This window comes from Archaeoglobus fulgidus DSM 4304, assembly GCF_000008665.1.
Lineage (GTDB): Archaea > Halobacteriota > Archaeoglobi > Archaeoglobales > Archaeoglobaceae > Archaeoglobus > Archaeoglobus fulgidus.
In genome coordinates this window covers 791194-817249 of the sequence record NC_000917.1, presented here as the reverse complement: position 1 = coordinate 817249, position 26056 = coordinate 791194, and the positions used below count along the sequence as shown (strand labels likewise).

General features: G+C 47.7%; 27 protein-coding genes, 1 other RNA gene and 1 pseudogene. 11 read left to right on the top strand and 18 right to left on the bottom strand.

Features of this window, described 5'->3' with window-relative positions; translation table 11 throughout:
* Positions 1-25 precede the first annotated feature (25 nt).
* The 5 genes from AF_RS04630 to dapB are packed head-to-tail and all read left to right on the top strand — an operon-like array spanning position 26 to position 4002.
* On the top strand, positions 26-364 hold the full coding sequence (locus AF_RS04630) for a DsrE family protein (protein ID WP_010878413.1): 339 nt from the start codon (positions 26-28) through the stop codon (positions 362-364).
* Positions 365-415: 51 nt separating this feature from the next.
* Positions 416-2113, top strand: coding sequence for a hypothetical protein (locus tag AF_RS04625; RefSeq protein WP_010878412.1), 1698 nt, complete (start codon positions 416-418; stop codon positions 2111-2113).
* A 24-nt stretch (positions 2114-2137) separates the two neighbouring features.
* The gene (locus tag AF_RS04620) at positions 2138-2335 is read left to right on the top strand and encodes a 30S ribosomal protein S17e (RefSeq protein ID WP_010878411.1); all 198 of its coding nucleotides are present in this window, start codon (positions 2138-2140) and stop codon (positions 2333-2335) included.
* Positions 2328-3197, top strand: coding sequence for a 4-hydroxy-tetrahydrodipicolinate synthase (gene dapA, locus AF_RS04615; protein ID WP_010878410.1), 870 nt, complete (start codon positions 2328-2330; stop codon positions 3195-3197). Before AF_RS04620 ends, dapA begins: the two co-directional genes overlap by 8 nt.
* A gap of 31 nt (positions 3198-3228) precedes the next feature.
* Positions 3229-4002: a 4-hydroxy-tetrahydrodipicolinate reductase gene (dapB, locus tag AF_RS04610; RefSeq protein ID WP_010878409.1), complete on the top strand. Its 774-nt coding sequence runs from the start codon at positions 3229-3231 to the stop codon at positions 4000-4002.
* A gap of 3 nt (positions 4003-4005) precedes the next feature.
* Here dapB and AF_RS04605 read toward each other — a convergent pair whose 3' ends face one another.
* Positions 4006-4761, bottom strand: a complete 756-nt coding sequence (locus AF_RS04605) for a DUF169 domain-containing protein (RefSeq protein WP_010878408.1) — start codon at positions 4759-4761, stop codon at positions 4006-4008.
* A 96-nt stretch (positions 4762-4857) separates the two neighbouring features.
* Between AF_RS04605 and AF_RS04600 the strand changes: the two genes are divergently transcribed.
* Genes AF_RS04600 through AF_RS04590 form a run of 3 tightly spaced genes read left to right on the top strand, consistent with a single transcriptional unit; the run spans position 4858 to position 7956 of the window.
* Positions 4858-6078, top strand: a complete 1221-nt coding sequence (locus AF_RS04600; protein WP_052270475.1) for an MFS transporter — start codon at positions 4858-4860, stop codon at positions 6076-6078.
* Positions 6079-6110: 32 nt separating this feature from the next.
* A complete protein-coding gene (locus AF_RS04595; protein ID WP_010878406.1) occupies positions 6111-7595 on the top strand; it encodes a hydantoinase/oxoprolinase family protein in 1485 nt (494 codons plus the stop codon).
* Complete coding sequence (locus AF_RS04590) at positions 7582-7956, top strand: toprim domain-containing protein (protein WP_010878405.1); 375 nt, start codon at positions 7582-7584, stop codon at positions 7954-7956. Before AF_RS04595 ends, AF_RS04590 begins: the two co-directional genes overlap by 14 nt.
* On the opposite strand, the gene AF_RS04585 is transcribed toward AF_RS04590, so the two are convergent.
* From AF_RS04585 to AF_RS04560, 6 genes are read right to left on the bottom strand one after another with little or no spacing between them, the layout of a single operon-like run.
* On the bottom strand, positions 7953-9164 hold the full coding sequence (locus AF_RS04585; RefSeq protein WP_010878404.1) for a M20 family metallo-hydrolase: 1212 nt from the start codon (positions 9162-9164) through the stop codon (positions 7953-7955). The two genes, AF_RS04590 and AF_RS04585, sit on opposite strands and share 4 nt — an antisense overlap.
* Positions 9161-9658 (bottom strand): winged helix-turn-helix domain-containing protein, encoded by a 498-nt coding sequence (locus tag AF_RS04580; RefSeq protein WP_010878403.1) that lies wholly within the window; start codon positions 9656-9658, stop codon positions 9161-9163. The genes AF_RS04585 and AF_RS04580 overlap by 4 nt, the downstream gene beginning before the upstream one ends.
* 20 nt (positions 9659-9678) lie before the next feature.
* On the bottom strand, positions 9679-10491 hold the full coding sequence (locus AF_RS04575; protein WP_010878402.1) for an SPL family radical SAM protein: 813 nt from the start codon (positions 10489-10491) through the stop codon (positions 9679-9681).
* On the bottom strand, positions 10488-11012 hold the full coding sequence (gene yjjX, locus AF_RS04570; protein WP_231487630.1) for an inosine/xanthosine triphosphatase: 525 nt from the start codon (positions 11010-11012) through the stop codon (positions 10488-10490). Before yjjX ends, AF_RS04575 begins: the two co-directional genes overlap by 4 nt.
* A 4-nt stretch (positions 11013-11016) precedes the next feature.
* A complete protein-coding gene (gene endA, locus AF_RS04565) occupies positions 11017-11934 on the bottom strand; it encodes a tRNA-intron lyase (protein WP_010878400.1) in 918 nt (305 codons plus the stop codon).
* 9 nt (positions 11935-11943) lie between these two features.
* Positions 11944-12768: a TatD family hydrolase gene (locus AF_RS04560; protein ID WP_010878399.1), complete on the bottom strand. Its 825-nt coding sequence runs from the start codon at positions 12766-12768 to the stop codon at positions 11944-11946.
* Between the two features lie 336 nt (positions 12769-13104).
* Between AF_RS04560 and AF_RS13075 the strand changes: the two genes are divergently transcribed.
* A complete protein-coding gene (locus AF_RS13075) occupies positions 13105-13266 on the top strand; it encodes a hypothetical protein (RefSeq protein ID WP_010878398.1) in 162 nt (53 codons plus the stop codon).
* A 540-nt stretch (positions 13267-13806) separates the two neighbouring features.
* On the opposite strand, the gene AF_RS04555 is transcribed toward AF_RS13075, so the two are convergent.
* The 6 genes and pseudogenes from AF_RS04555 to ffs form a co-directional block, all read right to left on the bottom strand.
* Positions 13807-14904 carry a hypothetical protein gene (locus tag AF_RS04555; protein WP_010878397.1) on the bottom strand — a complete coding sequence of 366 codons (1098 nt, stop codon included), beginning with the start codon at positions 14902-14904 and terminating at the stop codon, positions 13807-13809.
* A gap of 6 nt (positions 14905-14910) precedes the next feature.
* On the bottom strand, positions 14911-16011 hold the full coding sequence (locus tag AF_RS04550) for a hypothetical protein (RefSeq protein WP_148183438.1): 1101 nt from the start codon (positions 16009-16011) through the stop codon (positions 14911-14913).
* Positions 16012-16305: 294 nt separating this feature from the next.
* Positions 16306-16587, bottom strand: coding sequence for a DDE-type integrase/transposase/recombinase (locus AF_RS04545; RefSeq protein ID WP_010878395.1), 282 nt, complete (start codon positions 16585-16587; stop codon positions 16306-16308).
* Between the two features lie 292 nt (positions 16588-16879).
* Positions 16880-17004 (bottom strand): annotated as a pseudogene (locus tag AF_RS12855) (IS481 family transposase); the annotation flags it as partial.
* 178 nt (positions 17005-17182) lie between these two features.
* Entirely contained in the window at positions 17183-18832 is a 1650-nt protein-coding gene (gene argS / locus AF_RS04540) for an arginine--tRNA ligase (protein WP_010878394.1), read from the bottom strand.
* A gap of 40 nt (positions 18833-18872) precedes the next feature.
* Positions 18873-19184, bottom strand: an RNA gene (ffs, locus tag AF_RS12645) — signal recognition particle sRNA.
* Between the two features lie 72 nt (positions 19185-19256).
* Between ffs and AF_RS04535 the strand changes: the two genes are divergently transcribed.
* Complete coding sequence (locus tag AF_RS04535) at positions 19257-20261, top strand: ATP-binding protein (RefSeq protein WP_010878393.1); 1005 nt, start codon at positions 19257-19259, stop codon at positions 20259-20261.
* Between the two features lie 10 nt (positions 20262-20271).
* Here AF_RS04535 and npdG read toward each other — a convergent pair whose 3' ends face one another.
* Positions 20272-20910 (bottom strand): NADPH-dependent F420 reductase, encoded by a 639-nt coding sequence (npdG, locus tag AF_RS04530; RefSeq protein WP_010878392.1) that lies wholly within the window; start codon positions 20908-20910, stop codon positions 20272-20274.
* Between the two features lie 198 nt (positions 20911-21108).
* On the opposite strand from npdG, the gene AF_RS04525 reads away from it, so the two are divergent.
* A complete protein-coding gene (locus AF_RS04525; protein ID WP_010878391.1) occupies positions 21109-21384 on the top strand; it encodes a hypothetical protein in 276 nt (91 codons plus the stop codon).
* Between the two features lie 5 nt (positions 21385-21389).
* Here AF_RS04525 and AF_RS04520 read toward each other — a convergent pair whose 3' ends face one another.
* Genes AF_RS04520 through AF_RS04505 form a run of 4 tightly spaced genes read right to left on the bottom strand, consistent with a single transcriptional unit; the run spans position 21390 to position 25977 of the window.
* Entirely contained in the window at positions 21390-22529 is a 1140-nt protein-coding gene (locus AF_RS04520; RefSeq protein ID WP_048064307.1) for a BMP family ABC transporter substrate-binding protein, read from the bottom strand.
* Positions 22530-22560: 31 nt separating this feature from the next.
* Complete coding sequence (locus tag AF_RS04515; RefSeq protein ID WP_010878389.1) at positions 22561-23493, bottom strand: ABC transporter permease; 933 nt, start codon at positions 23491-23493, stop codon at positions 22561-22563.
* Position 23494: 1 nt separating this feature from the next.
* Positions 23495-24493: an ABC transporter permease gene (locus tag AF_RS04510; protein WP_010878388.1), complete on the bottom strand. Its 999-nt coding sequence runs from the start codon at positions 24491-24493 to the stop codon at positions 23495-23497.
* Positions 24490-25977: an ABC transporter ATP-binding protein gene (locus AF_RS04505; protein ID WP_010878387.1), complete on the bottom strand. Its 1488-nt coding sequence runs from the start codon at positions 25975-25977 to the stop codon at positions 24490-24492. Before AF_RS04505 ends, AF_RS04510 begins: the two co-directional genes overlap by 4 nt.
* Positions 25978-26056 lie beyond the last annotated feature (79 nt).

Sequence of the window (26056 nt, the reverse complement as noted above, 5' to 3'; positions counted from 1 at the left end):
TTTAACCCCTCGTATAATCAATTACATGAAGGTAGTTTTCCATCTCGACATGGACAGCACCTCACTGCTGGAACTGTGCCTCGCTAACGTTAATAACTTCCTTAATGATGTTCCAGAGGCCGAGGTTGCGGTGCTGGCCAACGGCTATGCGGTAAAGCTATTCGTAAGAGCAGCAAATCCCAAGCTCGAAGATAGGATGAGAGAGCTGTCAGAGAGAGGAGTTAAGTTTTTCGTATGCAACAACGCCCTAACCCTTCACGGTATAAAGATAGAAGACGTCTTTGATTTCTGCGAAGTTGTTCCAGCAGGTGTTACAAAGCTCGTGGAGCTTCAGAATGAAGGCTATGCGTACATTAAGCCTTAGTAATTTCTTTTTTGAAAGAAAATTTTAAGATTAATTTGCGGAACTCCCAGTGTGAGGTGGCTCGCCACATTTGTAGCCTTGCTAATCGCAATTTCCTCGGTTAGTGCGGCGGAGGTGCATATATTTGTAGATAAGGAGAGCGTAAACCTGGGGGATCAAATCCGGTTTCAGGTCTATTTTGAAGTTAATCGCTCGGCGGATATAGCAGTTGTGGGGGATGGTGGGGATGGCGCTCTCCTCTGTCACGTGGATGAGGGGGAAGACCTCTATGAAAAGTGCGGGGAGGAGTGGGTTTTTAGAATCCCCGAGGACTGGCAGGAGGGAACGTACCGTTTGAAGGTTGTGATTGACGACACCGAGCCTGAAGAGCATTCTGAAGAGTTCAAGGTGGTCAAACCAAAAATAAAGGAATTCGAACTGAAAAATCTTGTGTATCAGAGCAGAACGGAACTGGAGGTTCTCGTGGAGAGTGCGAATCCGGCGAGTTTGAAGCTGAGGCTTTACGGAAACAACGTTGACCTTTACTACGAGGAAACTGCAGATTACGAGGAGGAGAGCAACGTCTACTCCGCCAAATTCGACCTGAATCTGAGGGAAGTGTATGAGAGAACGAGGGATATTGCTGATGCGGTAAAACCTGGAAAGTACATCCTAGATTTAAAGCTTGAATACGGCGGGAAGGTTTGGGATTCCAGAAGAGTTACGGTTTCAGTCGTAAAACCAGAGGTTGCGGTTTCCGCACCTGAAAAAGTGAAGGTTGGGGAGCCAGTAGTTGTTAGCATCGACACGAACAGAGTTGGTGACACTGAATACGACGGAATACTGGTTGTGCTGGAGGGCAACAATTTCCTGCTGTACAAGAAGGCGTATCTTGATGAAAACGGGAAAGCAAAGGTTCAATTCGAAACTGCAGGACTGAGGGAGGGGAAGTATGCAATTTACGTTAGAGACACGTCCAAAACCTCAACCCTCTCGATCTCAGATCTGGCTAAAAACTACTACGACCTGCCGCCTGACAACAGCTTTTCAAGGATAATTCAGGCTGAGGATGACGTTCTGGTGAAAAAAGAGCTCTGGATAGTGGGGAATGGGAAGGAAAGTGTGAAGGTTATTCTTCAGCCCTCAAAAGCGGAAATCTTTAACGGAACCACCATGAGCTTTAAAGTTCTCCTCAACCAGTCGGTGGAGCTATCATCCTTCGAATTCGTTATTTTTGTTTCCGGAAACAGCGTGAAAATCGAGTCGGTTACTTTACCCGACGGTTTCAGGCTGCTCGACAAAACCCTTTATCCCGACTACCTGAAAATCAGCGCTTACACCACGAACAAAACGAAAACGGGCTTTCTTGCAGAGGTAAAGGTTGCTGCTCAGAGTCCGGGCGAATCAAGGCTCTTGATAAAAAATGCAGGGGTTTACAACGGATTGGGGGAATTCGTTGACGTTACCACCTCTCAGGCTGACGTGGTGGTGAAGGAGAGCAGGAAGGAGGGCAATACTGCCAACGTCAGCATAACTTTGAAGGAGAATGCCACCGGCGCAGAGAACGTTACCAACAACTCCGTTACAGCCACCACTCCGCCTGCTAAAGCTTCTCAGCAAACTCCTGCACCCGCCACACCTCCTGTTTCAATGAACGTCGGTGAAATTGACTTCACGAAAGTTTTCATGTTCACAGCAGGTTTTCTTGCCACGTACTCTGCCGGAAGGATTATGATGAGAAAGCTGTCCGCGAGAGGAGGCAAACGTTAAATATTGTATGGTTGGCATCACGCCATGGGCACGGTAAAACCCGCTTACATCAAGGTCATCGCGAGGGAATTGTTGAAGAAGTATCCGGAAGTGTTTACGGGCAACTTCGACGAGAACAAGAGGCTCGTGGCGGAGCTTACCAACATCCAGAGCAAGACCGTGAGAAACAGGGTTGCTGGATACATCACGAGGAGAGTTAACAGAGGGTTGGTCAATGTTTGAGGGCGTGATTCCCGCAATGGTAACGCCCTTCAAGGAGGACTTCAGCGTTGACTACGAGGGGATAGCGAAGAATCTCGACTACCTTGAGAAGCACGTCAACGCTCTGGTTCCTGCTGGGACAACAGGAGAGGCTGCAACACTCAGCTACGAGGAGCACATCGATGTTGTGAGGTATGTTGCAGAGACGTCAAAGCTTCCTGTAATTGGTGGTGCAGGTTCAAACTCAACGAGGGAGGCAATTTGGCTTGCAAAGGAAGTTGAGAAGGCTGGTGCAGAGGCTGCAATGCTCGTCACTCCCTACTACAACAAGCCCAACGCTGAGGGGCTCTACCAGCACTACAAGGCTGTTGCGTCTGAAGTTTCCATTCCAATCATAGTTTACAACGTTCCCAGCAGGACGGGCATAAACACAACTCCCGAACTCGTAAGAAGGCTGGCGGAGATTGACAACATTTTTGGCATTAAGGAGGCGAGCGGGAACCTCAAGCAGATCTCCGAGATTATAAGAACAACACCAGACGACTTTGTCCTGCTTTCTGGCGATGATTTTCTCACCCTGCCCATTCTCTGCCTTGGAGGAAAGGGCGTAATCAGCGTTGCCGCCAACGTCGCCCCCCACCTGATGAAGGAGATGTACGAAGCTTTCGTTGAGGGGAACATAGAAAGGGCGAGGGAGATGCACCACAGGCTTACGCCACTCTTCGACGTGCTCTTCATCGACACCAATCCTATTCCGGTTAAGAAGGCTTTGCAGCTTATGGGGCTTGCAGCGGGAAAGCCGAGGCTGCCTCTGGTCGAGCTCTCTGAAGAGAAAACTCAGAAGGTTAAAGAAGTTCTCAAGAGTCTTGAGCTGATTAGCTGAACATTTTATATACTCCAGCTCAATTTTATTTATGCGAGTTGCGGTTTCCGGGGCAGCGGGCAGAATGGGCAGGCTTGTTGTTAAAAATGCAGTGGCAGAGGGCTTGAAGGTCGTTCAGGCTTTCGACATCAACGAAGTTGGAAAGGATGCGGGAGAACTTGCTGGAGTTGGAAAGATTGGTGTTCCGATTGAGGACGACATCTCAAAGCTTGATGCTGATGTGCTGATTGACTTCACCACAGCAGAGGCTGCAATGAAGAACGCTGAGGTTGCTGCGGAGAAGGGAGTGAGGGTGGTGATGGGGACAACAGGCTTCACTGACGAGGACAGGAAGAGGCTTGCAGAGCTGGCGGAGAAGGTTCCGATGATTGTTTCGCCAAACTTCAGCCTCGGTGTCAACATTTTCTGGAAAATTGTTGAATACGCCGCAAAAATGCTCTACGAGTGGGATGCAGAGATTGTGGAGCTTCACCACAGGCACAAGCGTGACTCTCCGAGCGGAACTGCCCTGAAGCTTGCTGAGATCATAAGGAAGGTTAAGGAGGAAAAGGGAATAGAAGCAGACCTAAAGACGTGCAGAGAGGGAATTTCGCCGAGGGAAAGCGAGATTGGTGTTTTTGGTATTAGAGGAGGAGACGTCGTTGGAGAGCATACAGTCTTCTTCTTCGGAAGCGGGGAGAGGATTGAGCTTACACACAGGGCGATGAGCAGAGAGTGCTTTGCGATTGGGGCAGTTAGGGCTGCGAAGTGGATTGCAAAGGTTGACAAGCCCGGCTTTTACACCATGGACGACTTTTTGGAGTGATTATCAACCAGTACCCCTCATTTTTTTGACCGACTCCTCGTAAGCTTTGGGAACTGGCAGCGGCACTCTCAGGCCAGTTGAAGGAATTGGATACCTTATCCCCCTCCTGTGAGTCTCCCTCAAACCCTCCACAAGCTCCTCCGCCATCTCGAAGGGGAAGGAGAAGGCTATTTCGAAGTCCTGAGTCTGGCCGAAGAGCCTGTCACCGTAGCAGGGAATAACAAGCCTCGGCTCCTTTGAAATGAAGGCATCTAAAAATTCAGCACACGCCCCTCTTCCCCTTATCACCGTCTCAAAGCCCCCTCCTCTCCTGAAAAGGTAGGCGTGAACGAATCTGAGGATTTGGGCGGGCATTCCGTAAACCACGACGAAGTCTGGCTCTTCCTCCGCTATTTCAAGGGGAGAGACCTTGCATCCAATGTACTTCTCGGCCAGCTTTGGTAATGCATCCTCATACTTCACTCCAGTTTCAGGAGAGTCCACATATCCCGCCTCGTAGGCGAGCTGCCCGCTTTTGTAAAGCTCATCAGGCTCCGCAAAGCCATAGGCGACAATTCCAACAGGGCAGGTAGTGTTGAGGTCGAAATAAACAATCCAGCGATACCTCCTCGCCATGTTGTAAATCTGGCAGATTGTAAGCCCCTCGAACCTCCTCGCCTTTCCGATTTCATCCTCGCTTTTAACCATTTTGAAGCCGAGGGGAAAGGTCTGGGGCTTTATGTACCTCCCAATTTCCTCGGCAAGAGTTTTCGGGTTCATAACAATAATCAGTTTACAATATTTTTACTTTTCGAAAGTTTGGAAAATTAACACGATATGAAAAAAGTTCATATATTTTTGCGCTTACGAACTCAGGTGGGGGCGAGCAGGTACAGATGGGTTGTATTCGGTGTGATGGCTTCAATCTACTTCTTTGTTTATTTTCACCGCACGTCATCAGCTATCCTCGCAACCACGCTCATGGAGGAGTTTGCCGTAACCGCTCTTGCCGTCGGTGTACTCTCATCTGCCTATTTTTACCCCTACGGCTTAATGCAGATTCCGGTGGGTTACCTCTCCGACACCAAGGGACCGAGGTTGACAACGACCGTGTTCACGCTGCTGGCCTTCGTAGGGACTGTACTCTTCGCCGTGTCCCCAAACTTTGAAGTGGCCGTTCTTGGGAGATTCCTGATTGGCATCGGCGTGTCGGGAGTTTACATCCCTACGATAAAACTGCTATCCCGATGGTTTAGAGTAGACGAGTTTGCCACCTTGACAGGCGTGCTGTTCGCTGTGGGCAATATGGGTGCATTAGTTTCGGCCTATCCGCTTGCAACGATGGTCTCTCTGTTCGGATGGAGGGTCACGTTTCTCTTCATTGGGGCAATTACCTTTGTTCTTGCTCTCAGTTGCTGGATTTTCGTGAGGGATTCACCGGGAGGAGTTTTGGAAAAGTCCAGAGAGGGTGGGAGGTTTGCGACTAATTTTCGCGTGGTGGTGCTCAACCCGGTTGTCTGGTTAATCGCCACGTCTGCCTTTCTGAGATACGGCATCGTAATGGGCTACCAGGGGCTGTGGGGTGGTCCGTACCTAATGGACGTCTACGGAATGCAGAGGGAAGAGGCTGGCGGTGTGTTGATGATGGTCGGTCTCGGAACGATTCTGGGAGCGCCAATCATAGGATTCCTCTCAGACAAGGTTTTCAGAACGAGAAAGTGGTTCCTCGTTGCTGCGGGTATCGGATTCACCTTTACGATGGCTCCGCTCGTCTTCTTCACGGCCAGCCTCACGGTATTCCAGCTGTACGCAATATCATTTCTTATTGGCCTTTTCAGCGCTGCGGGTCCGGTTGCCTACGCCCTGATTAAGGAGTCTTACCCGCTCGAAGTTACCGGTCTGGCGACAAGCATCGTAAACGTTTTCCCCTTCTTTGGCGGAGCCCTCTTCCAGGTTTTCATGGGCTATCTTATGGACACGGTGGGGATGGTTGATGGCTCCTATCCTCCGGAAGCATACTCACTCGCGTTCTCCTTTTGCCTCGCTGCATCAGTGGTTTCGGCGGTGCTGATTTTATTTGTCCATGAAAAACGATAAGCTTTTTTAAATCACACGAATTCGTCAAGTTAATGATAATTGGGATTGACGTTGGTGGAACCAACACGGACGCTGCTATTGTTTCTGACGAAATCAAAACGATTAAGCTCCCGAATGAGGCGGGAATAGGTGGAATTCTCAAGGAGATTTCGAAGGAAGCTAACCTAATCGAGGAAAAGGTTGTTGTTAGCACGTCCTGGCCGTTAAACCTCATCATTTCAAAGTTTAGCGAGTCCCGCACTCTCAGCCTCGTAATACCTGGGCCGGGGTTGAATTACTCTGAGTATGGTGAGGTTTTGAAGGGCTATGTAAACCACAGGGGAGACGTTGTTGAGGACATCGATGAGTACGAAATTGCGGCAATCTTCAGGGAAAATTCCTACGATAACGTAGCGATTTCATCAAAATTTTCGGTCAGAAACGGTTCTCTGGAGGACAGAGTGGCTGAGATTGTGAGAAATTATGTGGAAGACTACAGAATTGCCCTGAGTCACTATGCAGGTGGGATGAACTATCCTGCGAGAATTCACACGACTGTAGTAAACGCCAAAATAAGGGAGACTGTTTACAGGCTCACCGAGCTGATTAAAGCTTATGCCGGGGATTTCTACTACTTCAAAGGGGATGGAGGAATTGTGCCGTACACGATAGCCCTCAACAATCCTTCAGAGCTGTACAACTCATCTCCTGCCGCTGTGGCTCTTGGTGCCGTTTATCTGACGGGGGAGAAGAACGCTCTGGTTGTCGACATAGGGGGGACTTCAACGGACTTTGTTGAGGTTATTGACGGAATGCCGAAGATAGTAGAGGGGATAGAGCTTGCCGGAAGGAAGACGCTGATAAGGTGCGTTGACTCTGTCAGCATTCCGTTTGGTGGGGATTCGGTGGTTGAAAACGGAAAGCTCGTTCCAGTCTGCTCAAAACCTATCGCCTTTGGAGGAGAGAGTTTCACGCTCACCGACGCTTTGAACTGCGCTGGATACGAAATTGGAGACTACAGAAGCTCGAGAAAGTATGAGTGTGACGTTGAGAAAGCCCTTAATCAATTTGTTTCTCTTGCAGCGACAACGGTGAGGGAGATAGGCTGCAAAAAGATAGTAGGCACGGGTTACCTGGCACCGTATCTCATTCCCGAGGTTGCAAAGGCTGCAGGGGTTGAATATGTAATCCCTGACCACTACGAGTCGGCAAACGCCGTTGGTGTGGCAGTTTCAAGGGTGAGCCTCACTCTCTACGTTCGCATTGATACGGAAAAGTGCTTTGCAGCGTACAACGGCCACACCGAAAGCTGCCCCTTCAAACCGGGTAGCTTGCCGGACGATGAGCAGATTCTAGAGGTAGCAAAGGAGAAGGTCGTTGAAGTGGCGAAGAAGTTCGGGGCGAGCGAGGAGGAGCTTGGGAAAGTCAGGACTGTTTACTTCAACTCCTTCACCGTCGTCAGAGGAGGGATGAAAAGGGGTGTTATCGCGGACGTTATCGTTCAGATAGAGCCGGGAATCAGGTATGGAGGATTATAAGCCATTTTTTGAAGCCATTGACGAACTGAAGGAGAAATCGGAGAACGGCTGGGTTGTGGTGGTGGAGGGGAAAAAGGACGTCAGGTCTCTGAGGGCGATAGGGGTGAGCGGTGAGATTGTTGTGTTTACGGGCTACGCATCAACCGCCGACACTTTAAAGGACAGAAAAGTCATAATTCTGACAGATTCGGATGCAAAAGGAATGGAGATAGAAAAGGGCCTCGTAGAAGCTCTGAAAACTTACGGAAAGATTCCGGACGTTGAGATTAAGAGAAAGATTTTCAGCAACGTAAGAAAGGAAATTTCGAAGGTCGAGGAGATTTCGGCTTTTTACGAGAAAATAAGTGGAATTGAACTCTAATATCCCGGATCGAAGGGCAGAAGGGCGAAAACCTTTGCGTCCTCAACCATGTTGTCTATTACGCAGTACTCGTTTGCCTGGTGAGCGACACCGTCTGCGGTGCACCATGCAGCAGTTTCGGTGAAACCGCTTTTCCTGAAAAACGAAGCGCATGTGTTGCCGCCAATTCCGTAAACCTTCGGCCTGAAACCTCTTAGCTCCTCTATCGTGTGTCTCAGCCTTTCGATTATGTGGGCTGTTTCGGGGGTTGGCGGGGAGGACACCTTTTGCACCACTTCAATTTCAATCTTGCTGTTGCCCCTCATCTGGTGGAAGCTCCTGATGTCCTCTATGTAGTCCAGCACCTCCTCCACGTCGTAGTCAGGAATTATCCTGCAGTCCATGTAGCTCACGTCGAGGCCGGGAATGGTGTTAATGTTGTCCACATTCTTCTCCCTCTTTGTTGGCTCGAAAGTGGAGTAGGGCGGAACGAATAGCCTGTTTCTTGCGTTGAACTTCGAATGAAGCTTTCTGTCCAGGTCAAGTATGAACTCCATGGCCCTTCTGTTTGCGTTCAGGCCTGACGGCATGCTTGCGTGGCTCTGCTGACCGTGAACGACGAACTTCAGCCACAAAATGCTCTTCTCAGCAATCTCTATCATATCCCCTTTGGGCGTTCCGATGTCCGGAACGACAAACATGTCCTCCCTGTCGAAAATGTTCTGCTTGAGAAGGTGCTTTATTCCGTAGTTGCTTCCCGCCTCCTCGTCAGCCACGTAAACAAGGCCGAGGCTGTACTTTGGAGTCAGGCCGCTTTCAACGATGGCTTTCGCTGCGTAAAGCGATGACACTAAGCTCTGACCGTTGTCCTCGCTTCCCCTTCCGTAAATCCTTCCGTTCTTAACGATTCCCTTGAAGGGTGGAGTTTCCCACAGCCTTTCATCACCCTCGGGAACGACGTCAAGATGGGCAACAATCCAGATTGTTTTTTCGAGGACGCCCTTAACCTTGGCGACTATGTTGGGCCTCACACCGTCGCTAACTCTGTCATCCTCAACGTCGTACCTCTCAACGCTGTCAAAACCTTCGAGGTGCTTCATCAAATACTCCGCCTTCTTGTACTCCCCGTCCCCTCCGAACTCAGGGGCTATGGCTTTTATTTCAATCAAATCGCAAAGCGTTTTGACCATGTCATCTCTGAAGTCTTCAACCGCCTCCACAATCCTCATTTCGCCCCCTCTATTTTTCTCTTAACTTCCGATATCAGTTTTTTAGCCTCCTCGACAACGAAGCCATCATTAGTTGACTTGGCAAGCATCTCCAGTTCCGCCATTACGGGAAGGTAAACTCTGACGTCTCCGTTTGCATTGCTGTAAACGTCCTTGAGGATGTCGAGCTTCATTCTTGAGTTGAAGTCCTTTTCAAGCTCTGTGTAGAGGTCCCTGAGCATCGAAGCTACCACCTTCCCGTAGGGCGTCAATGAAACGACCCTCATCCTGCCTTCAGGCCTGCTTTCGACGAGAGAGCACTTTTCGAGCTCTCCCAAAACCTTTGAAACGTAGCTGTACGGTGAACCGATATCAGTTGAAATTTGAAGCGGGTATATCTTTTCTCCGTTCTCCTCAGCTTTGAGGATTCTAAGAATAATCTCTACAGTTCTTTCATGAAGAAACAGCCTTGTAAGGCTCAATTTTACACCTCCTCTTCTGTCTTCTTCCCTCATATATTTAAAAATTTTCCAGTCTATTTAACGTGGTCAATAAGGTGACTACCGTCACAGGATTTAGAGGGGAATTCGAAACCTTCCCTGCAGAACCCCACACCGACTCCGATTTCTTCACAGAAGCTCTTTATTTTGAATAGAACCCTTCTCCGCACCTCTTCAGGGAAATATCTGTAGGCACCCTTTCTCTCAAACTCAATTCTTTTCAGCCACGGCAGCTTTTTCGCCATTCTTGCCAGTGAGTCGGCTTTCAGTTTAAGGGTGGAGGTTACAACGTGGTCGGGCATAGCCTTCTCGATAATATCAAGCTTCGAGTCGTTCACTCCCGGAATTACGGGGTCTAAGCGCAGAACAGCTGGAATTCCCGCATCTTTAACCGCTTTCAGCGCTTCTATTCTTTTTTCAGTTGGTGGAGCGTTTGGCTCAAACTCATCGAGGCCTGTTATGGTGATGCTGACCGCACTTCGCATTTCACTCAGCAGCCTGAGGTCTCTAACCACAATATCGCTCTTCGTAACAACCATCACCCTGACGTCGTAGTCTTTCATGATTTCGAGACACTTTCTCGTAATCTCCCTTGCTTTCTCAACTGGCGGGTAGGGGTCGGAGCTGTTGGACATTGAGATGAGAGCGTTTGCTGGAAGCTCCTGAAGGTCTCTCTCAAGATTTCTGAAAAGGTTCCTCTTCTCTCTGAGCTTGAAGAAGCTGGGGATGTAGGTGGCGTAGCAGTAAAGGCAGCCGTGAGCGCAGCCGGTGTAGGGGTTGAAGGAGTACTTCTCCGGGCAGGTGCATAGGGGCGATTTCCACGGGTCGAATTCCCTTATGACCCTCATAGGTACATTTCTCGGTTGATGAAGGGGATTAGAGCCATTGTTACGGAGATTCTTGAGAGGTCGGTTCTCGATATTGCCCCCTTGCTGAGGTAGTGCACGGCCCCCACCTTTTTGCCAAGGTTTTTTATCCCTGAAACCTTCTCCATCACTTCTCCAACCTCTTTCCCCTTCAGAACCTCCTCAACTACCAGTTTTGGGTACTCAAATCCCGGTCCGAATCCGATTGTGCATCTCTCCCCATCGTAAACAGCGGCAACCTGAAAGTCGAGGTAGCCCGTTATCGTGCACTCAGAGCGGAAAAGTCCTGCCTCTATTCCGACTGAGAAGTCGAAATCAGGTGAGTAGGCTTTCTTCGCCCTCTCTATAGCCCCCCTCACTGTTTCAGCATCGAAGGGCTGTGGTGGGGCTGAGGTGCTGACCTCAACACCCACAATTTCCACATCGTCGAAATACTGCTCAAAGGCCCGCCTCGCCCCTTCAATTTTCGTTGGATTTTTCGAGCCCACGACAACCCTCACCATACTATCAAACCTTAACCCTCTCAAAGCAGAGATAGTTTTTCCCGTAGGCAAAGACCATCCTCTTCCTCACGTTCTGGGCCAGTCTTACAGCCCTTGCAAGGTCGATGAGCCTGATTTCCCTGCTGTCTGCAATGTCTACAAGGTACTCCGAGTGCGGCAGGTCGTCAACGCTCTCGACTTTCCTGTAAACCCTGAACTCGCTTCCGAATTTGAAGCCAGTTTTGACCACAAACCCCCTCTCCTTGAGGTTTCTGTAAACCTCATACCTCCTATCAAAGTTTCTCTCAACCTCCCTCGCTCTCTTAACAAGCTCTTCTCTGTCAGCGTTCAGCAGATTGAGCTTTCCCAAATCGAGAAGGTAGAGGCTCTCAATCAGCGAGAGTGTGACGAGATCTCCTTTCTCGCTCCCGTAGAAGTATCTGCTGAAAATCTCGGTCTGCTTTGTAATCACATACTCATCTGACAGAATTCCTGCTATCTCGGGAAGCTCCTCCTTTTGCTCTCCCATCATATCTGGCTCATACACCCTGAAATAGGTTATCTCGCTCTCCTCGTCAACGACAGCAAGCCTTAACTCGTCGAAATTTCTTGCCTTTTCGGCAATTTCTTCCATTCTGATTGTTTTTCTTTCAGAAATTGGTAAGTAGGGCTTTTTCGTCAGCAAAAACTCCCCCTGAATCTTCACCTTGTTTCCTCTATCCCTCAGGTCCTCGTAAACGAAGTAGTAGGTTGAGAAGTCCTCCATCCTGCTTTCAGCCCAACTCAGGACATCTTCGAGCTCTCCAAAGCTCTCTATCCCCTTTATCTGGAGGTAAACAACCTCAAGCGGGTGAAGGTAGATTTTATCCCCTCTCTTAACCCCGAAGCCCCTCCTCTCAAGGCTTTTCTTGGCCTTTACCACAGCAAAATCTCCGCCTATCATGCTGCCCAATTATTCTTCCAGTTCCACACCATAAACCTTTTCGACGTTCTCAACGCAAATTTTGTAGGCAATGTCTTCATAACCAAGCTCGATAAGCTCCTTCACCTTTCTCGGAACCGTCTTTGGTCCGAGAACCGCTCCCGGCCTTTTCCTGTCGTCTATGTAGTCTGTTTCAACGGTAAAGCGGTTTCCCTGCTCTGCGGCCTTTAAAACGTTATTGTTTCCAGCAAGAACAGAAGGGAAGATACCTATCTCCTCGAACTCCTTGATCAGTGGTGGGGAGAAGTGCTTTACCACCTTCTCCCTCTTCAGGCCAACCTCGTCGGCCATTTTTGCAATTTCAAGCATTCCCTCCTTCGTGTAGCTCTCCGTGTGGAGCTGAATGGCACATCCAACATCCTTCGCAACCTCAAAGGCGTGCCTCAAAACATCATTGCTCAGCTGCCAGACGTGCCTGCTTACAGGATAGTGGGGCCTTCCAGATTTCAGTGCAACAGCTTTGCCCTCCTCAACGTACTTTCCCGCAATTTCGAGAGCCTCCTTCATCATCTCCGCCGCTTTTTCGTGGCCAATTCTGTCCCCTATTACGGTAATCTCAGCTGGATGGACTCCCAGCACTGCGTAAGCCTTCACGATTTTGTTCGCCTTCTCAACAAGGCTGAGATGCCTTTCGAAAACCTCCCTGAAGTCCTTACCGCTTGTAGGCCTTATGCCGTAGTGGTGGCACAGAAGGTTGACAAGGAAGACGTGCGTCCCTCCCGCATCCCTGAACTGCTCTAATGCTTTGAGCTTGAGGTGGTTGTACAGGTGCATGTGGTCGTCGGTTATTATCATATCTTTTCCTCGTGACTGCTGGTTAAAAATTTCCTGATTGGGTTTGGTAAAGGTTAGGAATCGGTAAAGGTAATAAGAAAATTATGAAAAATTAAAGGAAAGCAAGATTAGGAAGATGGTTCAAGGTGGGAAAACACGATAAGCTCAAATCAAATCATGGGAGAGATGGGGAAGGCTGCAATCTCAACTACAAAAGAGTCTTGACGGCAGCTGGGTCGACACCCTGAGGACGAAGACACATCTTGCAACTGAGATCAAAAACGCTCTGATCAACCTGAAGCTCCGCCTTGCCAACATGCAGGCCAGAAGACCCCCTTATAACCTCAGGGTCTGAACATGATCAAGGCCGTAATCGAGGAGGGTTTGCAGAGTTGCACAGAGCCTCGGAGCTATGAGGAGGGTTATGTTGACGCGGATGGAAATCTGGTAAGATATTACGAGGTGCAGGCTCCGAACTACGATGATATAAGGCCTCCGATAAGTCAGCAAGAATTCTGAGAAATGCAGGGTAGCAACCTATCTAAGCGTAGTGCTCAGCAAAATCGTGCTGGATCTGGTTATCGTCTTGTAGAGGCGGTTAAATGGCTGAAGGAGCAGTTGAATTGAGGATTAGAGATGTTGCAATCTTCGTTGATGGTTCTGAGGTCGATGGATGTGGGGTTCACACCTAAAGACTCTGAAAATGTCAAACCCGTCAAAAGACTGGACGAAGAGAACTGTTGCGGTTTCGATAACATAGGATAACGGGGAGAGGTTACACTGCTCGCGTCAAGCAAAAACAACGCTCCACTGATGGGCTTCGTCAAATAGAGCTGTGTGATTTCTACTAAGGATGAATAACAGGTTTCAATAGCATAACAATGGAGCAGACATACTTCCCCTTCCCCGAATCGAAGTTCGAAGCGGAAAAGCCAAAGCTCACGTGGAAGTTCTGAAGAACTGGTATCAAGATGGAAAGAAGTTTTAATACAATTATTTTTAAATAAATATCTGAAGAATTGATGTTAGGAACTTAGCATTGAAGTTAGGAGAAAAATGCTAAGTAATGCCAAACTTAGATAAGTCTCCATGCATTCTTTTAACTTCTTTTTTAGCTTCTTCGTAAGCTTTCCTCTCGGCTTCTTTGTTTATGTAGTTATTTCTGTATTTTCTTTCTAAATTCTCTCTAACTGTGCTTATTCGCTCACCTCTACATTTTATGCAATATCTATTTTTCTTTACTTCTTCAAATATCCCATATTCGATACCATGGTTTATTATTTCTGATGCTTTTTGTTCGGCTATAGATCGCAATGTTAAATTATCCACAGCTAAGTCACTAAATTCATCAACAAGCGCATTTACGACTTCGATGTAAGTAAATTCCTTAGGATTCGCTTCATCTAATCTCTTCTTTTCTACAAAAATTCTTTCGTAAATTACTCTTTCAATGAACCTCCACGGTTGTGAACAATATTCTAAATCCAAATCCGAGAGGTAATCAAATAGGGGAGGACCTCTCATGATCCTATCGAAATTTGTGTCAAGGTGATTGCCATACACTTTAACTATTTTGTTTTCGCCTTCAAGAACAGACCAAATTATTATCCTGTTAATTTTGTCCTCACTTAATTCATTGAATGCTGAACTTTGTCCTCTTCGCTTTTTATTGGTGTGGTCGTTTACAGACTGCAAAACTCCTCCAGTATTAATCGATTCCACGCACAAAATAAATTCAGAGTCTTTAATATTTATCCCTAACATTTTTTCAATGTGGCTGCAGTGTTCATTGAATGACACAATCTTTTTAGCAAAACTCTTCAACATGTATTTTGAATTATGGCCAGTTTTACATTCGATTAGTGAAGCTATTCCGTTTGTGGAATTTATTGCTACCAGATCGAAAACAGAAATATCATTCTTTTTCAGAGATAGGTCAATCAACGGCTCACGCATAATAATGTCATACCCTATGGGAGTGTTTTCATATAAGTTAATCAAAAGAGATTTACAATGTCTAACAAGCGAACAATGGCGTTTATCTAAAGTTATTGCGGAATCAAGCTGCACTTCTACATGTCTTCTAGCTTCTTCTAACTTCTTTTCCGCTATTTTTTTAATACTATTGGCGAACCAATCTCTATCATATTTCGCCATCTTCGATCAAGTTAGGTATGCACTCGGATCGAGTGATGACCTTACAGACTGGAAGAACCTAAGAGAGGAGCCGAGATCTAACTTATCAGAAGGGTAAATCTTTAGATTTTTGTTATTATAAACAACAGAGAATTCACTTGGTTTTATTAGGTCTATAACTCTAAAATAACTGAAATCCAAAAATTCTGAATTTTCTGCATTCTCACTAATATCAATGTCTAATGGTAAAAATTGCCATTCAGGTTCCAAAACTTTAACGAAGTCATCAAATTTTACGCATTCAAGCTGCTCAGTTAGCTTTATGGACCAAGGTATTTTGATGTTTATTTTGAATTCTTTGCGTTTTGTTTTCATGAATTTGTCCAAGACACGGGCTCTGGTAATTTTTTGTTTAGACTTTTCAACTTCAGAAACAATACTATCCATAAGCTGATAAATAAAGTTAAAAGACGATCTAGCTTTTATAACTAAAATCCCTCTGTAGTCTAGTCTATACGTTCCGTATCCAATCAGATTGAATTCAAAAACCCTCGGAAGAATTCCATAGTATTTTTTGTATTCCTCATAAATTTGAATTGCATCGTCACCCCTATATTCGACAAATCTCTCTATGTTCGGACGTATTAACGCTTTTCTTTTGAAAAATGGACTGTACGTCCCTGTAAAGTATGTTCCCATAATCTGGTCTGAATATTCTTTTTTAAGAGACTCGACTAATTCGTCCATTTTAGTTAAGCTTATCCATAAATTAGATATATAGGGGGATTTGTTTAAATATTCAAGTAAAGTCGGTGGTATCTCTTTTGTTTTTGTTGCTAAGGTGAAAAAGATTGGATTGTGATTTTCAGTGAAAAGAGCAAGATATCTTACATCTCCATACTCAGATTTTTTTGTGAGATAAAAAACGCATCCGTAGTCAGATATTAGCTTAAATCCAGATTTCTTTAGATCATAGAGAAATTCATCAGCGCTCTTAAAATTGGAAATTGTGAAAATCGCCTTGAGTGAGGTCGGCATCTCTTTACTTTTTATGACCCTATCTAGGTAGTCTATAAACTCTGCCGATAACTCAAAACGCTCGGTTGTTGGTGGCTTGATGGGGAACATGATCTCCACCTCCTTCTTTGTTAACTATCCCAGATATAAGATTTATGATAGTTGGTCAGTTCTATCTCCACCCTAGGCAAGAGCTCTTTGAGTATTTTTTTCGAATTCTCTGTTTGTAGCTAAACTATATCTCAACCCACGCAGGAATTACTTTTTCCTTGATATAAATTTTTGTGCATTTATGGGACGTGTCCACTTAACACAAACACCACCTATACCTGTTATAATAGAGCATAAACAGCTTACAGAGATTATGGCAGCTAATCGAACAGAAAAAGATCTTAATTCGCTGCTTCAGCGAAGAGAAAACTGATTCGACCAGACTTCTCTCACCGAAAGGTTTGGTGTTCGTATTCCAATCCAAGACTCTCCAAACTGAACCAGCCAGGGAGCCTTATCCACCACAAATTTTGGTTTATTCTCGCAATACTCAAGCACTTCCTTGATAAAGGACTTTGTGGTCAGGTAATTCCTTGTCGTATAGACTCTCATAAGAATAAGCTCATTCCTCTCCACATCTATCGCAGCATAGACGTAGTAATGCTTCCTGTTCGCCTTAACCACTGTCTCATCCATCGCTATCAGATTCCTTTTTTCTCCGCTGAGATGGGAAATTTCTCCTCAAACTTCTTTATCCAGCGATGTACTCATGATTTGGAAACCGGATGCAACTCTGACAGAATTTTAGCAGTTCTTCTCACCGATGATGTCTGGATATAGGTTGCTACTCCCAAAACTTTAATTTCGAAAAGACTTTAAGCTCCTTAACAATATTCTTTACTGATTGCATATTTTGGTGTTATTTTTTGGTACTTGTTTGTTTTAGTAATGGGGACATGTCCCATTTATGTGATATCCCGAAATAATCTCACTCCTCAAACAACCAACCCTTTGTGTACTCAAACACTCTCAGCTTCCTGAGAAAAACCTGATATGGAGTCTCCATTCATCAAAATTCAGGCTCATTTGATGTTTAACATAATTGTACCAGTAACGTCTTGAATTTTACCTAATTCCTCATATTGCTTCTTGGTGTTACTTTCATCAGCAGATATCTCCTTTACTGGGCTCCCTTGTTGAGCTGTCAGATTATCCACCTTATTTTCTTGTTCTTGGCTTTCTCACGTGAAGTGGGTGTTTAGTAATGAAATAATTCAGGATACTATTACCCTTACATCCTCTCAAGCGGCTCTATTCCCAGCAGCTCGAGGCCGTTTCTAAGCACGACTCTTGTGGCATCAACTATGGCCAGCCTGTGCATTCTAACCTCTGACTCCGCTTTCAGAACGGGATGGTCCCGGTAGAAGTCGTTGAAGGTTCCCGCCACGCTCAGCAGGTACTCCGCAAAAACGTTGGGACGAAGCTCGCTAACAATCCTCTTCACGACGTACGGCATTTTCGAGAGAAGCATCACGAGCTTTCTCTCTCCTGCCGTGCAAAGCTCTCCTTTGAACTCAAGCTCAGGCATGCCATCTTCAACGGCCTTTCGGAGAATGCTGCATGCCCTTGCGTGGCTGTACTGTATGTAGCTTGCGGTCTGCCTCTCAAAGTCCAGAGCCTTACTCCAGTCGAAGGTCATGTGCTTCTCCGGGGCGATTTTTATGAAATCGAACCTTATTGCCCCTACAGCAACTGCATCGGCAATTTTCCTTTTCTCATCCTCTTCCATATCCCTCTCCGAGAGTATCTTCCACGCTTCATCCCTGACCTTGCTTATCAGCTCATCGGCGGAGATGAACTTGCCCCTCCTCGTGCTCATGCTGCCCTCAGGCAGAGAAACGAACTCGAAAAAGATTATTTCCGGCGGCTTGAGTCCGAGAAGCTCAAGAATTTTCGACAGCTGAGCGCCGTAAAGCTTGTGGTCTGCCCCAAGAACGTTTATGAATCTCTCGTAATTCTCATTCTTCCACATGTGATAAGCGAGGTCTCTGGTGATGTAGAGAGTCGTTCCGTTCTCCCTTCTTAAAACCACCTCTTTGTCGAAGCCTTCAAGCTCAATAGTCCAGGCACCGTTTTTCTTTACAAGACCCCTCTCTTCCAAAATTCCAAGGACTTTGCCCACGTAACCGTTGCGGACGAACTCACTCTCCCAAACAAACTCGTCGTGCTCGACGTTAATCGTCTTCAGAGTTTGCTTTATACCCTCTAAAGCCGTCTCCACAGCCCTTCTGAACTTCTCAACAGTCTTCTCGTCTCCCTCCTCGTAAGCGAGCATCAATTTTTCCACCTGCTCCTCAAGTTCGGGATTGCTTTCGAGCAGCTTATTGGCCTCGATGTAGGCCTCAGCAACCGCGTGGTCTGGCTTCTTGTCCTTGAGGCCAAACTTTTCAATGCCGAGAACGGTGATTGCGGTCTGCCTTCCCATGTCGTTTACGTAGTAGTGCGTTTTAACGTCGAACCCGGCCTTGGCGAAAATTCTCGCTATGGTGTCCCCTATTATGGAGTTTCTTATGTGACCTATGTGCAGGGGCCCGTCGGGGTTGGCTGAGGTGTGTTCAATCAGAATCTCTCCTTTTAGGTTGAGGTGACCGTAATTCTCGTCTTCGTCGAGGATTACGTTAACGGTGTCCTCAAGAAACTCGTAACTCGCAAAGAAGTTGATGTAGCCGTTTACGCTTTCAACACTGCCGATGTATTCGCTCTCTACTTCGAGATTCTCCACTATCTCGTCCGCTATTTCCTTAGGGCTCTTCTTTCTCTCCTTTGCAAGCTTGAAGGCTATCGTTGAGGCAAGGTCAGCGTGCTCGCTCTCCCTCAGAAATTTCTTGTCTCCGTATTCACCCAGTGCTTTAATCACTTCCTCTATGAAGCGCAGGAACATCGGTCAGAATTGGCTGGAGGATTTTTCAATTTAACTGAAAAGGTGGGCACGCCTCGGGTCGACCTGCCTTACGGGCGGCTTGAAGCCCCAGGCACCTCCTCCCCGCACCCCCGGAAGCGCCGGTCGTCCGGGGTTAGCCTGCTCCCTTCCGGGCCTGGGCCGTTCCCCCCGGCTAATATGGCGGACAGCCCCTCCGGGCAGCCCGGCCATAACCGCCGGCCCTCCGGGACGAGGACTCTGCGGTGCCTGGAACCGCTGCCGCCCGCTTGACAGGCCTCCCCTCGGCTTCGGCCCCCGCGTATCGGCGGTTTCGGGTTACAGGGGACGCCGAACCCCCCGGCCTAGCCCACCAAATAAAGTATTGTCACAGTGAGTTATAAAGGTTATGGCAAACTATTTTAAGGATTTAATTCAAGATTAAATAATGTTAGATCTTGATGTAGCCCTTCCCCTCGAAGTTTTGGAAAAGCTGAGAACGGGCATTTACGTGTATCAGGAAGGTAGATTCGTTTTTCTCAATAGAGAGGTTGAGCGGATTTCGGGCTACACCAGAGAGGAGCTATTGAGGAAAAGTCCTTACGATTTGCTTGCTGACGAGACGGACAGAGAAAACATAAGGCTTTTTACCGAAATGTCTGAATCCGGTAAATTTGACAATCTTCCGGAGAGGTACGTGGCGAAGATTAGGCGAAAGAACGGTTCCCCGGCCTGGGTTGAAATGAAGGCTTTTCCGGCCATTTTTAAAGGAAAGGAAGCTATAGTTTGCAACGTCATCGACATTACCGAACTGGTGCTGGAGGAGGAGAGAAAAAAGAGCATCGAGAGATACGTTGAACTTGTAGGGAAAATTATCCGTCACGACCTTGCTAACAAAATCTCCGCGGCGATGAATCTCCTTGAGCTTTCAATGGAAAAGCGGGAGGATGAAATAGTCTCGAAAGCATACCAGATTTTGGCGGAGTCGGTAAAGACCCTCAGAAGGTTGAGAAACCTGGAATTGCTGATGAAAACGGGAGGTGAGCTTAGAGTTGTGTCGGTAAAGGAGGTTTTTGAGGAGGTTAGCAAGAACTACAGCATTAACGTCGTTGTGACGGGAGATGCAGCAGTAATGGCAGACGACGGTCTTTACTCGATCGCAGACAACCTGCTGAACAACGCCGTAAAGCATGGAAGATGCAAAAACGTGAGAGTTGCCACTGAATGGGAAAAAGACAAAGTCGTTGTAAGGGTTGAGGATGATGGTATTGGCATTTCGGATGAGAACAAGAGCAGAATATTCAACGAAGGTTTTCATTCGGGAGAGGGTCAGGGACTGGGTCTGTTCATCGTTGCAAGCCTTATGGAGAGATACGGAGGGAATGTGGAGGTTAAAGACAACGAGCCCACAGGGACAGTCTTCGTTTTGAAGTTTCCGTATAAGAAAGACTAGAAGGCAAGAGTCAGAGGAACTTTATCCCTAGCTCCCCCATGCCGTTAAAGCGCATTATGTTCAATATTAAGGGCGTCAAGGACTCGACAAGCCTCGAGTTGCTCAGAGGCCCCGCATCGAGTGGGCGAAGTCCATCAATTTCTGATATGAGGCTCATGACCACCTTCTTTGACTCATCATCATCCCCGCAGACCGGAACATCCCAGTCAAACTTCTCATCGAGGTTTGCAAACCTCGCAGCGGGGATGGTGTGGAGGGCGGAAACTACTTTTTCGCTTTCTAGCACTTCCGCAACGATCTCAGCAGCAGACCTCTCTGAGCTGTAGGTAAAGCCCTTAGCACCTCTGGATACAGGCACGAGAGGGGAAACGACGATTTTTTCCCTCAGAATGTTTTTGAGGTCTCTTGCAGTGTCTATTGCGTGTTCCCATGGAATCGTGAGGACGGCAATGTCGCAGGCTTCTGCAGCATCCTCATTTTTCATTCCCGTAATGCTAGCATCTCCAGCAATTCTTCTGTATTCAGCCGCCTTAGCTTCGGCTTTCTCTTCCCTACGAGAACCGACAACAATTTCATGGCCTAAAGTGGCAAGCCTTAACGCCAGACCCTTTCCCAGATTACCTGTGCCTCCAAGAAGGGCTACCCTCATCTCTAGTCGTTATGTATTGAGGTATATAGTCTTTCTCCAGTAATTTCAAATTTGAAGGTTAGCGTTTTAAAAGTGGGAAGGAAAATCCGCTCTATGTGCGAGGGTCTGTACTTCAGAAAGGTTGATGACCTCGAGGAGGGGGAAAGGCAAGATTCAAAACAAAAGTAAGTTTTTATAGTGTTGTAAACTACCCCTTGCATGGACACCTACGCCATCATCTCATTTTTATTAGGGATAGCTTTCGGATTCCTGAGGAGGGGAAAGGAGGACAGAGCCAAAATTATCGAAGTTATATTCGTTTCCCTGCTGCTGGGTCTGGTTTCCGGAATCGCTCTCTCCCATGCTGTTCTTGACGGTGCAGGATGGGGTGAATTCGTGAAAGCCTTCGGCCTGATTGTTGCGGCGTTAATCTACGCAATCTTTTTTGCTGCTGGAACCTACTTGGGGGACTTGCTTGAAAAATTGAGGAAATAAAAAATTTATTCAGAGGCTGAAGGAATTTCTCCAACAACGTTGTCCACGAAGAAGTTCATCGAGAGGAGTTCCTTGTCGGTCATTACCTCTCCTTCTGCCTTAACGAGGTTGCCCTGCTGGTCGTAGATTGGCCCTACGAACGGGTACTGCTCCGGAACCTCCCCGTTCAGATACTTCTGCTTCTCCTCCTCTACCATCTTCTTCACGTCTTCAGGTACTACGTCGCTAAGAGGTGTTAGACCAACAACGCCCTTGTCTATTCCCCACCAGATCTGCTCGCTCTTCCAGGTTCCCTGCATCACCTGCTCTATGACGTAGGAGTAAATCACGCTCCAGTTCCAAACGGCAGAGGTGAGGTGCGCGTGAGGAGCGAACTTGGACATGTCGCTGTGGTAGCCTATAGAGTAAACCCCCCTCTCCTCTGCAGCCTGCTGCGCTGCTGGAGAATCCTGATGCTGGGCTATAACGTCACACCCCTCATCGATAAGGCTGAGCGCCGCCTCCTTCTCTTTAGCTGGGTCATACCAAGTCCCCGTCCAAACAACGTAAATCTTGGCATCCGGATTCACCTTCTTGACACCGAGAGCGAAGGCGTTTATTCCTCTGATGACCTCCGGAATCGGAACTGCGGCAACGTAACCTATCTTGTTGGTTTTTGTCATTGCTCCTGCCACGAGACCGCTCAGATACCTGGCCTGGTACATTCTGCCAAAGTAGGTTCCAACGTTCTTCGCGGTCTTGTAACCGCTGCAGTGCATGAATATCGTGTTGGGGAAGTCCTTCGCAACGGTTATCGTGGCATCCATGAAACCGAAGGACGTTGTGAATATCACGTCATAGCCCTGCTCTGCAAACTCTCTGATAACCCTCTCATCGTCACCACCTTCGGCAACGTTCTCTGCGTAGGCGGTTTTCACTCCGTAAACCCTCTCAATATACTGCCTCCCTAAGTCGTGGCTGTAAGTCCACCCCGCATCCCCAATCGGGCTTACGTAAACGAAGGCAGCGCTAAGCTTTTTCTCAGATGCAGTTTCAGTAGTTGTGGTTTGCGTGGTTGTAGGAGTCTTCTCTTCTCCTGCACACCCTGCAAACAGCCCAGCAGCTAATACCGCTAGAGCGATAAAAACCAGAACCTTTGCCTTCATATCTTCTGCCAAATGCCAAAAGAAATAAACTTTACTCTTTCCTCCCCCTGACATACGGTATTCCAAGTGCTGCAGGCGCTCCAAAGGCAGCCCTTTTTCTCACGACACTGAACAGCAGCACTACTATCGTGACGACGTAGGGGACCATTTTCATGAGGTGGTACGACACCTCTATTCCCGTCGCCTGGAGCTTGAAGGACAGCACGTCAAGACCTCCGAAGAGGTAGGCACCAAAAACTGCTCTCTGCGGCATCCATCCGCTGAAGATAACTAAAGCTAAGCAGATCCATCCCCTTCCTGCGGTCATCCCCTCCGTCCACAGCTTCGCGTAGGCGAGGCTGAGATACGCCCCTCCAATCCCAACGAGAAAGCCTCCTAAAAGCGTGCTCAGGTACCTCACTCTGTCAACGTTAACACCCATGCTGTCAGCAGCCTCCGGTTTCTCTCCGGCTGCAATTATCTCCAAACCGTACCTCGTCCTGAAAAGGATGAACCACATAATTGCTGCGAGAATTATTGCGAGATAAGCCAGCGGATCGTGACTGAAAAGAATTTCTCCGATGTAAGGAATGTCTGACAAGACGGGAATCTTTACTGGATCGATGTAGAACGCAACTTCCCCTATGTAGTTTCTCCCCAGAAATCCCGTTATGCCGAGACCGAGAAGAACCAGCATCAATCCGGTTATGGACTGGTTGGCTCTCAGCGTTATGGAAAAGAACGCATGCACGAAGGCGAGAGCCATTCCGGCAAGCCCACCGCAGAGAACTCCGAGCCATGGGCTGCCGGTCGCGAGGCTTACGGCAAATCCGGTAAAGGCTCCGGTAATCATTATCCCCTCAAGTCCGAGGTTAAGAATTCCGCTTCTCTCGGTAAGAATCTCACCCAGCGTTGCGTAAAGCAGTGGTGTACCGGCCCTAATCGAGGAAGCCAGCAGCGAGGCCAAGAAGCTTGGGTCCACCATCTTAATCCCTCCTCCTTAGCGATTGCCCGCCTATTATGAACAGAACTATCAATGACTGAAATACGTAGACTATAGCAACTGGCACAGAGTAGGTGGTCTGGAGCGCTGAGCCACCAACGTACAGAAAGCCAAACAGCGCTGCGGAGAGCATGACGAGCAGCGGATTTCCGGAAGCGAGAAGAGCAACGGGAATTCCCGCGTACCCGTATCCGGTGGAGATTGAGGGCCTCAGTCTTAGCTGAATACCGCTCACCTCAATCATCCCCGCTATTCCTGCGAGCATTCCGCCGAGAAGCATGGAGTATATTACCATTTTCTGCCTGCTTATCCCCGCGTATTCAGCAGCCCTCGGATTCGCTCCGACAACCTTGAGGGAGAAGCCAAAATCCGTCTTCCTGATGATGTAGTAAATTACCAAGGCAATGACGACAGCAATGAAGAACCCAAGGTGGAAGCGAGTTCCGAAGAACCTTGGAAGTGTTGCGGCATCGGGAAAAAGGTCTGTGTACGGGAAGTTGTAAACCTCCTTGCCCCTCATAGGGCCGTAAACCATGTACTCCACCCAGTATATGGCGACGTAGTTAAGAAGGAGTGTGGAAATTATCTCGTTGAGGTCGAATTTTGCCTTCAAAACAGCCGGAATTGCCGCCCAGCCCATCCCGAACAAAGCTCCCACAGCAAACATTGCCGGGAGCATCGCGTATCCCGGAAGGTTGGAGTAAAGGGCCACAACGCTTGCGGCGAAGGCACCCATGTAAAGCTGCCCTTCCGCGCCGATGTTCCATAGCCCCGCTCTTAGTGGAATTGCCACCGCCAAGCCGGTGAGTATCAGAGGTGTTGTTTTCACGCACAGCTCCGCGAGACCGAATTTGGATGTGAAGGACCTTGTGAACATCACAGCGTACGCTTCGAGGGGATTTATCCCTATGGCGGCGAGTAAAATCCCCACCAGGACGAGGGATGCGGCTACGGAAATGACTGGAGTTACTATGTCCCTCATGCTGCGACCTCCAAACCTCCCGCCATCAGGTAACCAATTTTCTCGTAGTTGGCATTTTTCCTGTCCACGATTCCCCTTATCTCACCCTCGTACATAACCCCTATTCTGTCGCTGAGCTGGAAAATCTCATCCAGATCTTCGGAAATCAGAAGGACTGCAGACCCCCTCATCGCCGCCTCTATAAGCCTCCTTCTCACGTAGTCTATGCCGGCAACGTCAAGTCCCCTTGTTGGTTGGGAGGCTATGATCAATCTGGGATTTCTTGAAAGCTCTCTTGCGAGAATCAGCCTCTGGATATTTCCACCAGAAAGCGTTCCTGCCGGAGAGTGCAAAGATGGAGTTTTTACAGAGAATTCCTCAACGAGGCTCATCGCTCTCTTTTCCATTTCTTCGAAGTTCAGGGAGAAGCGCTTTTTGTACTTTTTAAAGTCCTTCAGCATAAGGTTTTCCAGAACGGAAAGAGAGGGTGCCAACCCGACGCCTATCCTGTCTTCGGGTATGTATGCTATGTCCTCTCTTTCCGCCACGCCTTTGGCTGTTATATCCTTTCCGTCAAGAATGATTCTGCCCCTCTCAACCTTTCTCAGTCCCGCTATAGCCTCTTCGAGCTCTTTCTGTCCGTTGCCCGAAACTCCGGCAATCCCAAAAATCTCTCCCTCTCTTATTGAGAAGCTCACACCCTTCACAGCGTAATTTCCCCTTTCGTCCCTAACCCACAAATCCTCGACCCTGAGGACTTCTCTGCCGGGCGTTGAAGGCGGTTTTGTAATATCAAGCACTATGTCCCGACCAACCATCATCCTGGTAAGCTCTCTTTCGTTTGTTTCAGAAGTTATGACAGTTCCCACCTTTCTCCCTCTTCTCAAGACGGTTATCCTGTCCGTGACCTTAAGAGCCTCCTTTAGCTTGTGAGTTATGAAAATAATTGTAAGACCACTCTTCGTCATGGATTTCAGAGCGTAAAAAAGGCTGTCAACCTCCTGAGGTGTGAGAACAGCTGTCGGCTCGTCGAGGATGAGAAGCTTAACGTCACGGAAGAGAGCCTTCAAAATTTCGACCCTCTGCTCCTCTCCAACGCTCAAGTTCATAATGACCTCGTAAAGCGCCACGTCAATCCCGTACTTTTCGGAGAGACGTTCAATTCTTTCCTCAACCCACCTGTGGTTTATTAGGGGGTCAGAGGGAGTGCGATAACCGAGAACTATGTTTTGAAGTACGTTCATCCTCGGAACAAGCATGAAATGCTGATGGACCATCCCTATACCGGCTGAGATGGCATCTTTCGGACTTTTGAATCTCACCTTTTTACCCTCGAAGATTATTTCTCCCTCATCCGGCTGGTAAATTCCGTAGAGAATATTCATTAAAGTCGTTTTACCCGCTCCGTTTTCACCCAGAAGTCCGTGAATCTCGCCCCTTTTTACTTCGAAGTTGATGTGGTCGTTGGCAACAAGGCTGCCGAATCGCTTAACTATGTTCCTCATTTCGAGCAGAGTTTCCAAAGGCTATCACCTCAGCCTGAAGGTCGGTTTATCTCTGAGTCTTTCAATAAGTTGAAATATT

Excerpts from the sequence above, each read along its gene's own strand:
- AF_RS04630 (WP_010878413.1), top strand. The coding sequence starts at position 26 with ATGAAGGTAGTTTTCCATCTCGACATGGACAGCACCTCACTGCTGGAA.
- AF_RS04620 (WP_010878411.1), top strand. The coding sequence starts at position 2,138 with ATGGGCACGGTAAAACCCGCTTACATCAAGGTCATCGCGAGGGAATTG.
- dapA (WP_010878410.1), top strand. The coding sequence starts at position 2,328 with ATGTTTGAGGGCGTGATTCCCGCAATGGTAACGCCCTTCAAGGAGGAC.
- dapB (WP_010878409.1), top strand. The coding sequence starts at position 3,229 with ATGCGAGTTGCGGTTTCCGGGGCAGCGGGCAGAATGGGCAGGCTTGTT.
- AF_RS04605 (WP_010878408.1), bottom strand. The coding sequence starts at position 4,761 with ATGAACCCGAAAACTCTTGCCGAGGAAATTGGGAGGTACATAAAGCCC.
- AF_RS04595 (WP_010878406.1), top strand. The coding sequence starts at position 6,111 with ATGATAATTGGGATTGACGTTGGTGGAACCAACACGGACGCTGCTATT.
- AF_RS04590 (WP_010878405.1), top strand. The coding sequence starts at position 7,582 with ATGGAGGATTATAAGCCATTTTTTGAAGCCATTGACGAACTGAAGGAG.
- AF_RS04585 (WP_010878404.1), bottom strand. The coding sequence starts at position 9,164 with ATGAGGATTGTGGAGGCGGTTGAAGACTTCAGAGATGACATGGTCAAA.
- AF_RS04580 (WP_010878403.1), bottom strand. The coding sequence starts at position 9,658 with ATGAGGGAAGAAGACAGAAGAGGAGGTGTAAAATTGAGCCTTACAAGG.
- AF_RS04575 (WP_010878402.1), bottom strand. The coding sequence starts at position 10,491 with ATGAGGGTCATAAGGGAATTCGACCCGTGGAAATCGCCCCTATGCACC.
- yjjX (WP_231487630.1), bottom strand. The coding sequence starts at position 11,012 with ATGGTGAGGGTTGTCGTGGGCTCGAAAAATCCAACGAAAATTGAAGGG.
- endA (WP_010878400.1), bottom strand. The coding sequence starts at position 11,934 with ATGATAGGCGGAGATTTTGCTGTGGTAAAGGCCAAGAAAAGCCTTGAG.
- AF_RS04560 (WP_010878399.1), bottom strand. The coding sequence starts at position 12,768 with ATGATAATAACCGACGACCACATGCACCTGTACAACCACCTCAAGCTC.
- AF_RS13075 (WP_010878398.1), top strand. The coding sequence starts at position 13,105 with ATGATCAAGGCCGTAATCGAGGAGGGTTTGCAGAGTTGCACAGAGCCT.
- AF_RS04555 (WP_010878397.1), bottom strand. The coding sequence starts at position 14,904 with ATGGCGAAATATGATAGAGATTGGTTCGCCAATAGTATTAAAAAAATA.
- AF_RS04550 (WP_148183438.1), bottom strand. The coding sequence starts at position 16,011 with ATGTTCCCCATCAAGCCACCAACAACCGAGCGTTTTGAGTTATCGGCA.
- AF_RS04545 (WP_010878395.1), bottom strand. The coding sequence starts at position 16,587 with ATGGATGAGACAGTGGTTAAGGCGAACAGGAAGCATTACTACGTCTAT.
- argS (WP_010878394.1), bottom strand. The coding sequence starts at position 18,832 with ATGTTCCTGCGCTTCATAGAGGAAGTGATTAAAGCACTGGGTGAATAC.
- AF_RS04535 (WP_010878393.1), top strand. The coding sequence starts at position 19,257 with ATGTTAGATCTTGATGTAGCCCTTCCCCTCGAAGTTTTGGAAAAGCTG.
- npdG (WP_010878392.1), bottom strand. The coding sequence starts at position 20,910 with ATGAGGGTAGCCCTTCTTGGAGGCACAGGTAATCTGGGAAAGGGTCTG.
- AF_RS04525 (WP_010878391.1), top strand. The coding sequence starts at position 21,109 with ATGGACACCTACGCCATCATCTCATTTTTATTAGGGATAGCTTTCGGA.
- AF_RS04520 (WP_048064307.1), bottom strand. The coding sequence starts at position 22,529 with ATGAAGGCAAAGGTTCTGGTTTTTATCGCTCTAGCGGTATTAGCTGCT.
- AF_RS04515 (WP_010878389.1), bottom strand. The coding sequence starts at position 23,493 with ATGGTGGACCCAAGCTTCTTGGCCTCGCTGCTGGCTTCCTCGATTAGG.
- AF_RS04510 (WP_010878388.1), bottom strand. The coding sequence starts at position 24,493 with ATGAGGGACATAGTAACTCCAGTCATTTCCGTAGCCGCATCCCTCGTC.
- AF_RS04505 (WP_010878387.1), bottom strand. The coding sequence starts at position 25,977 with ATGAGGAACATAGTTAAGCGATTCGGCAGCCTTGTTGCCAACGACCAC.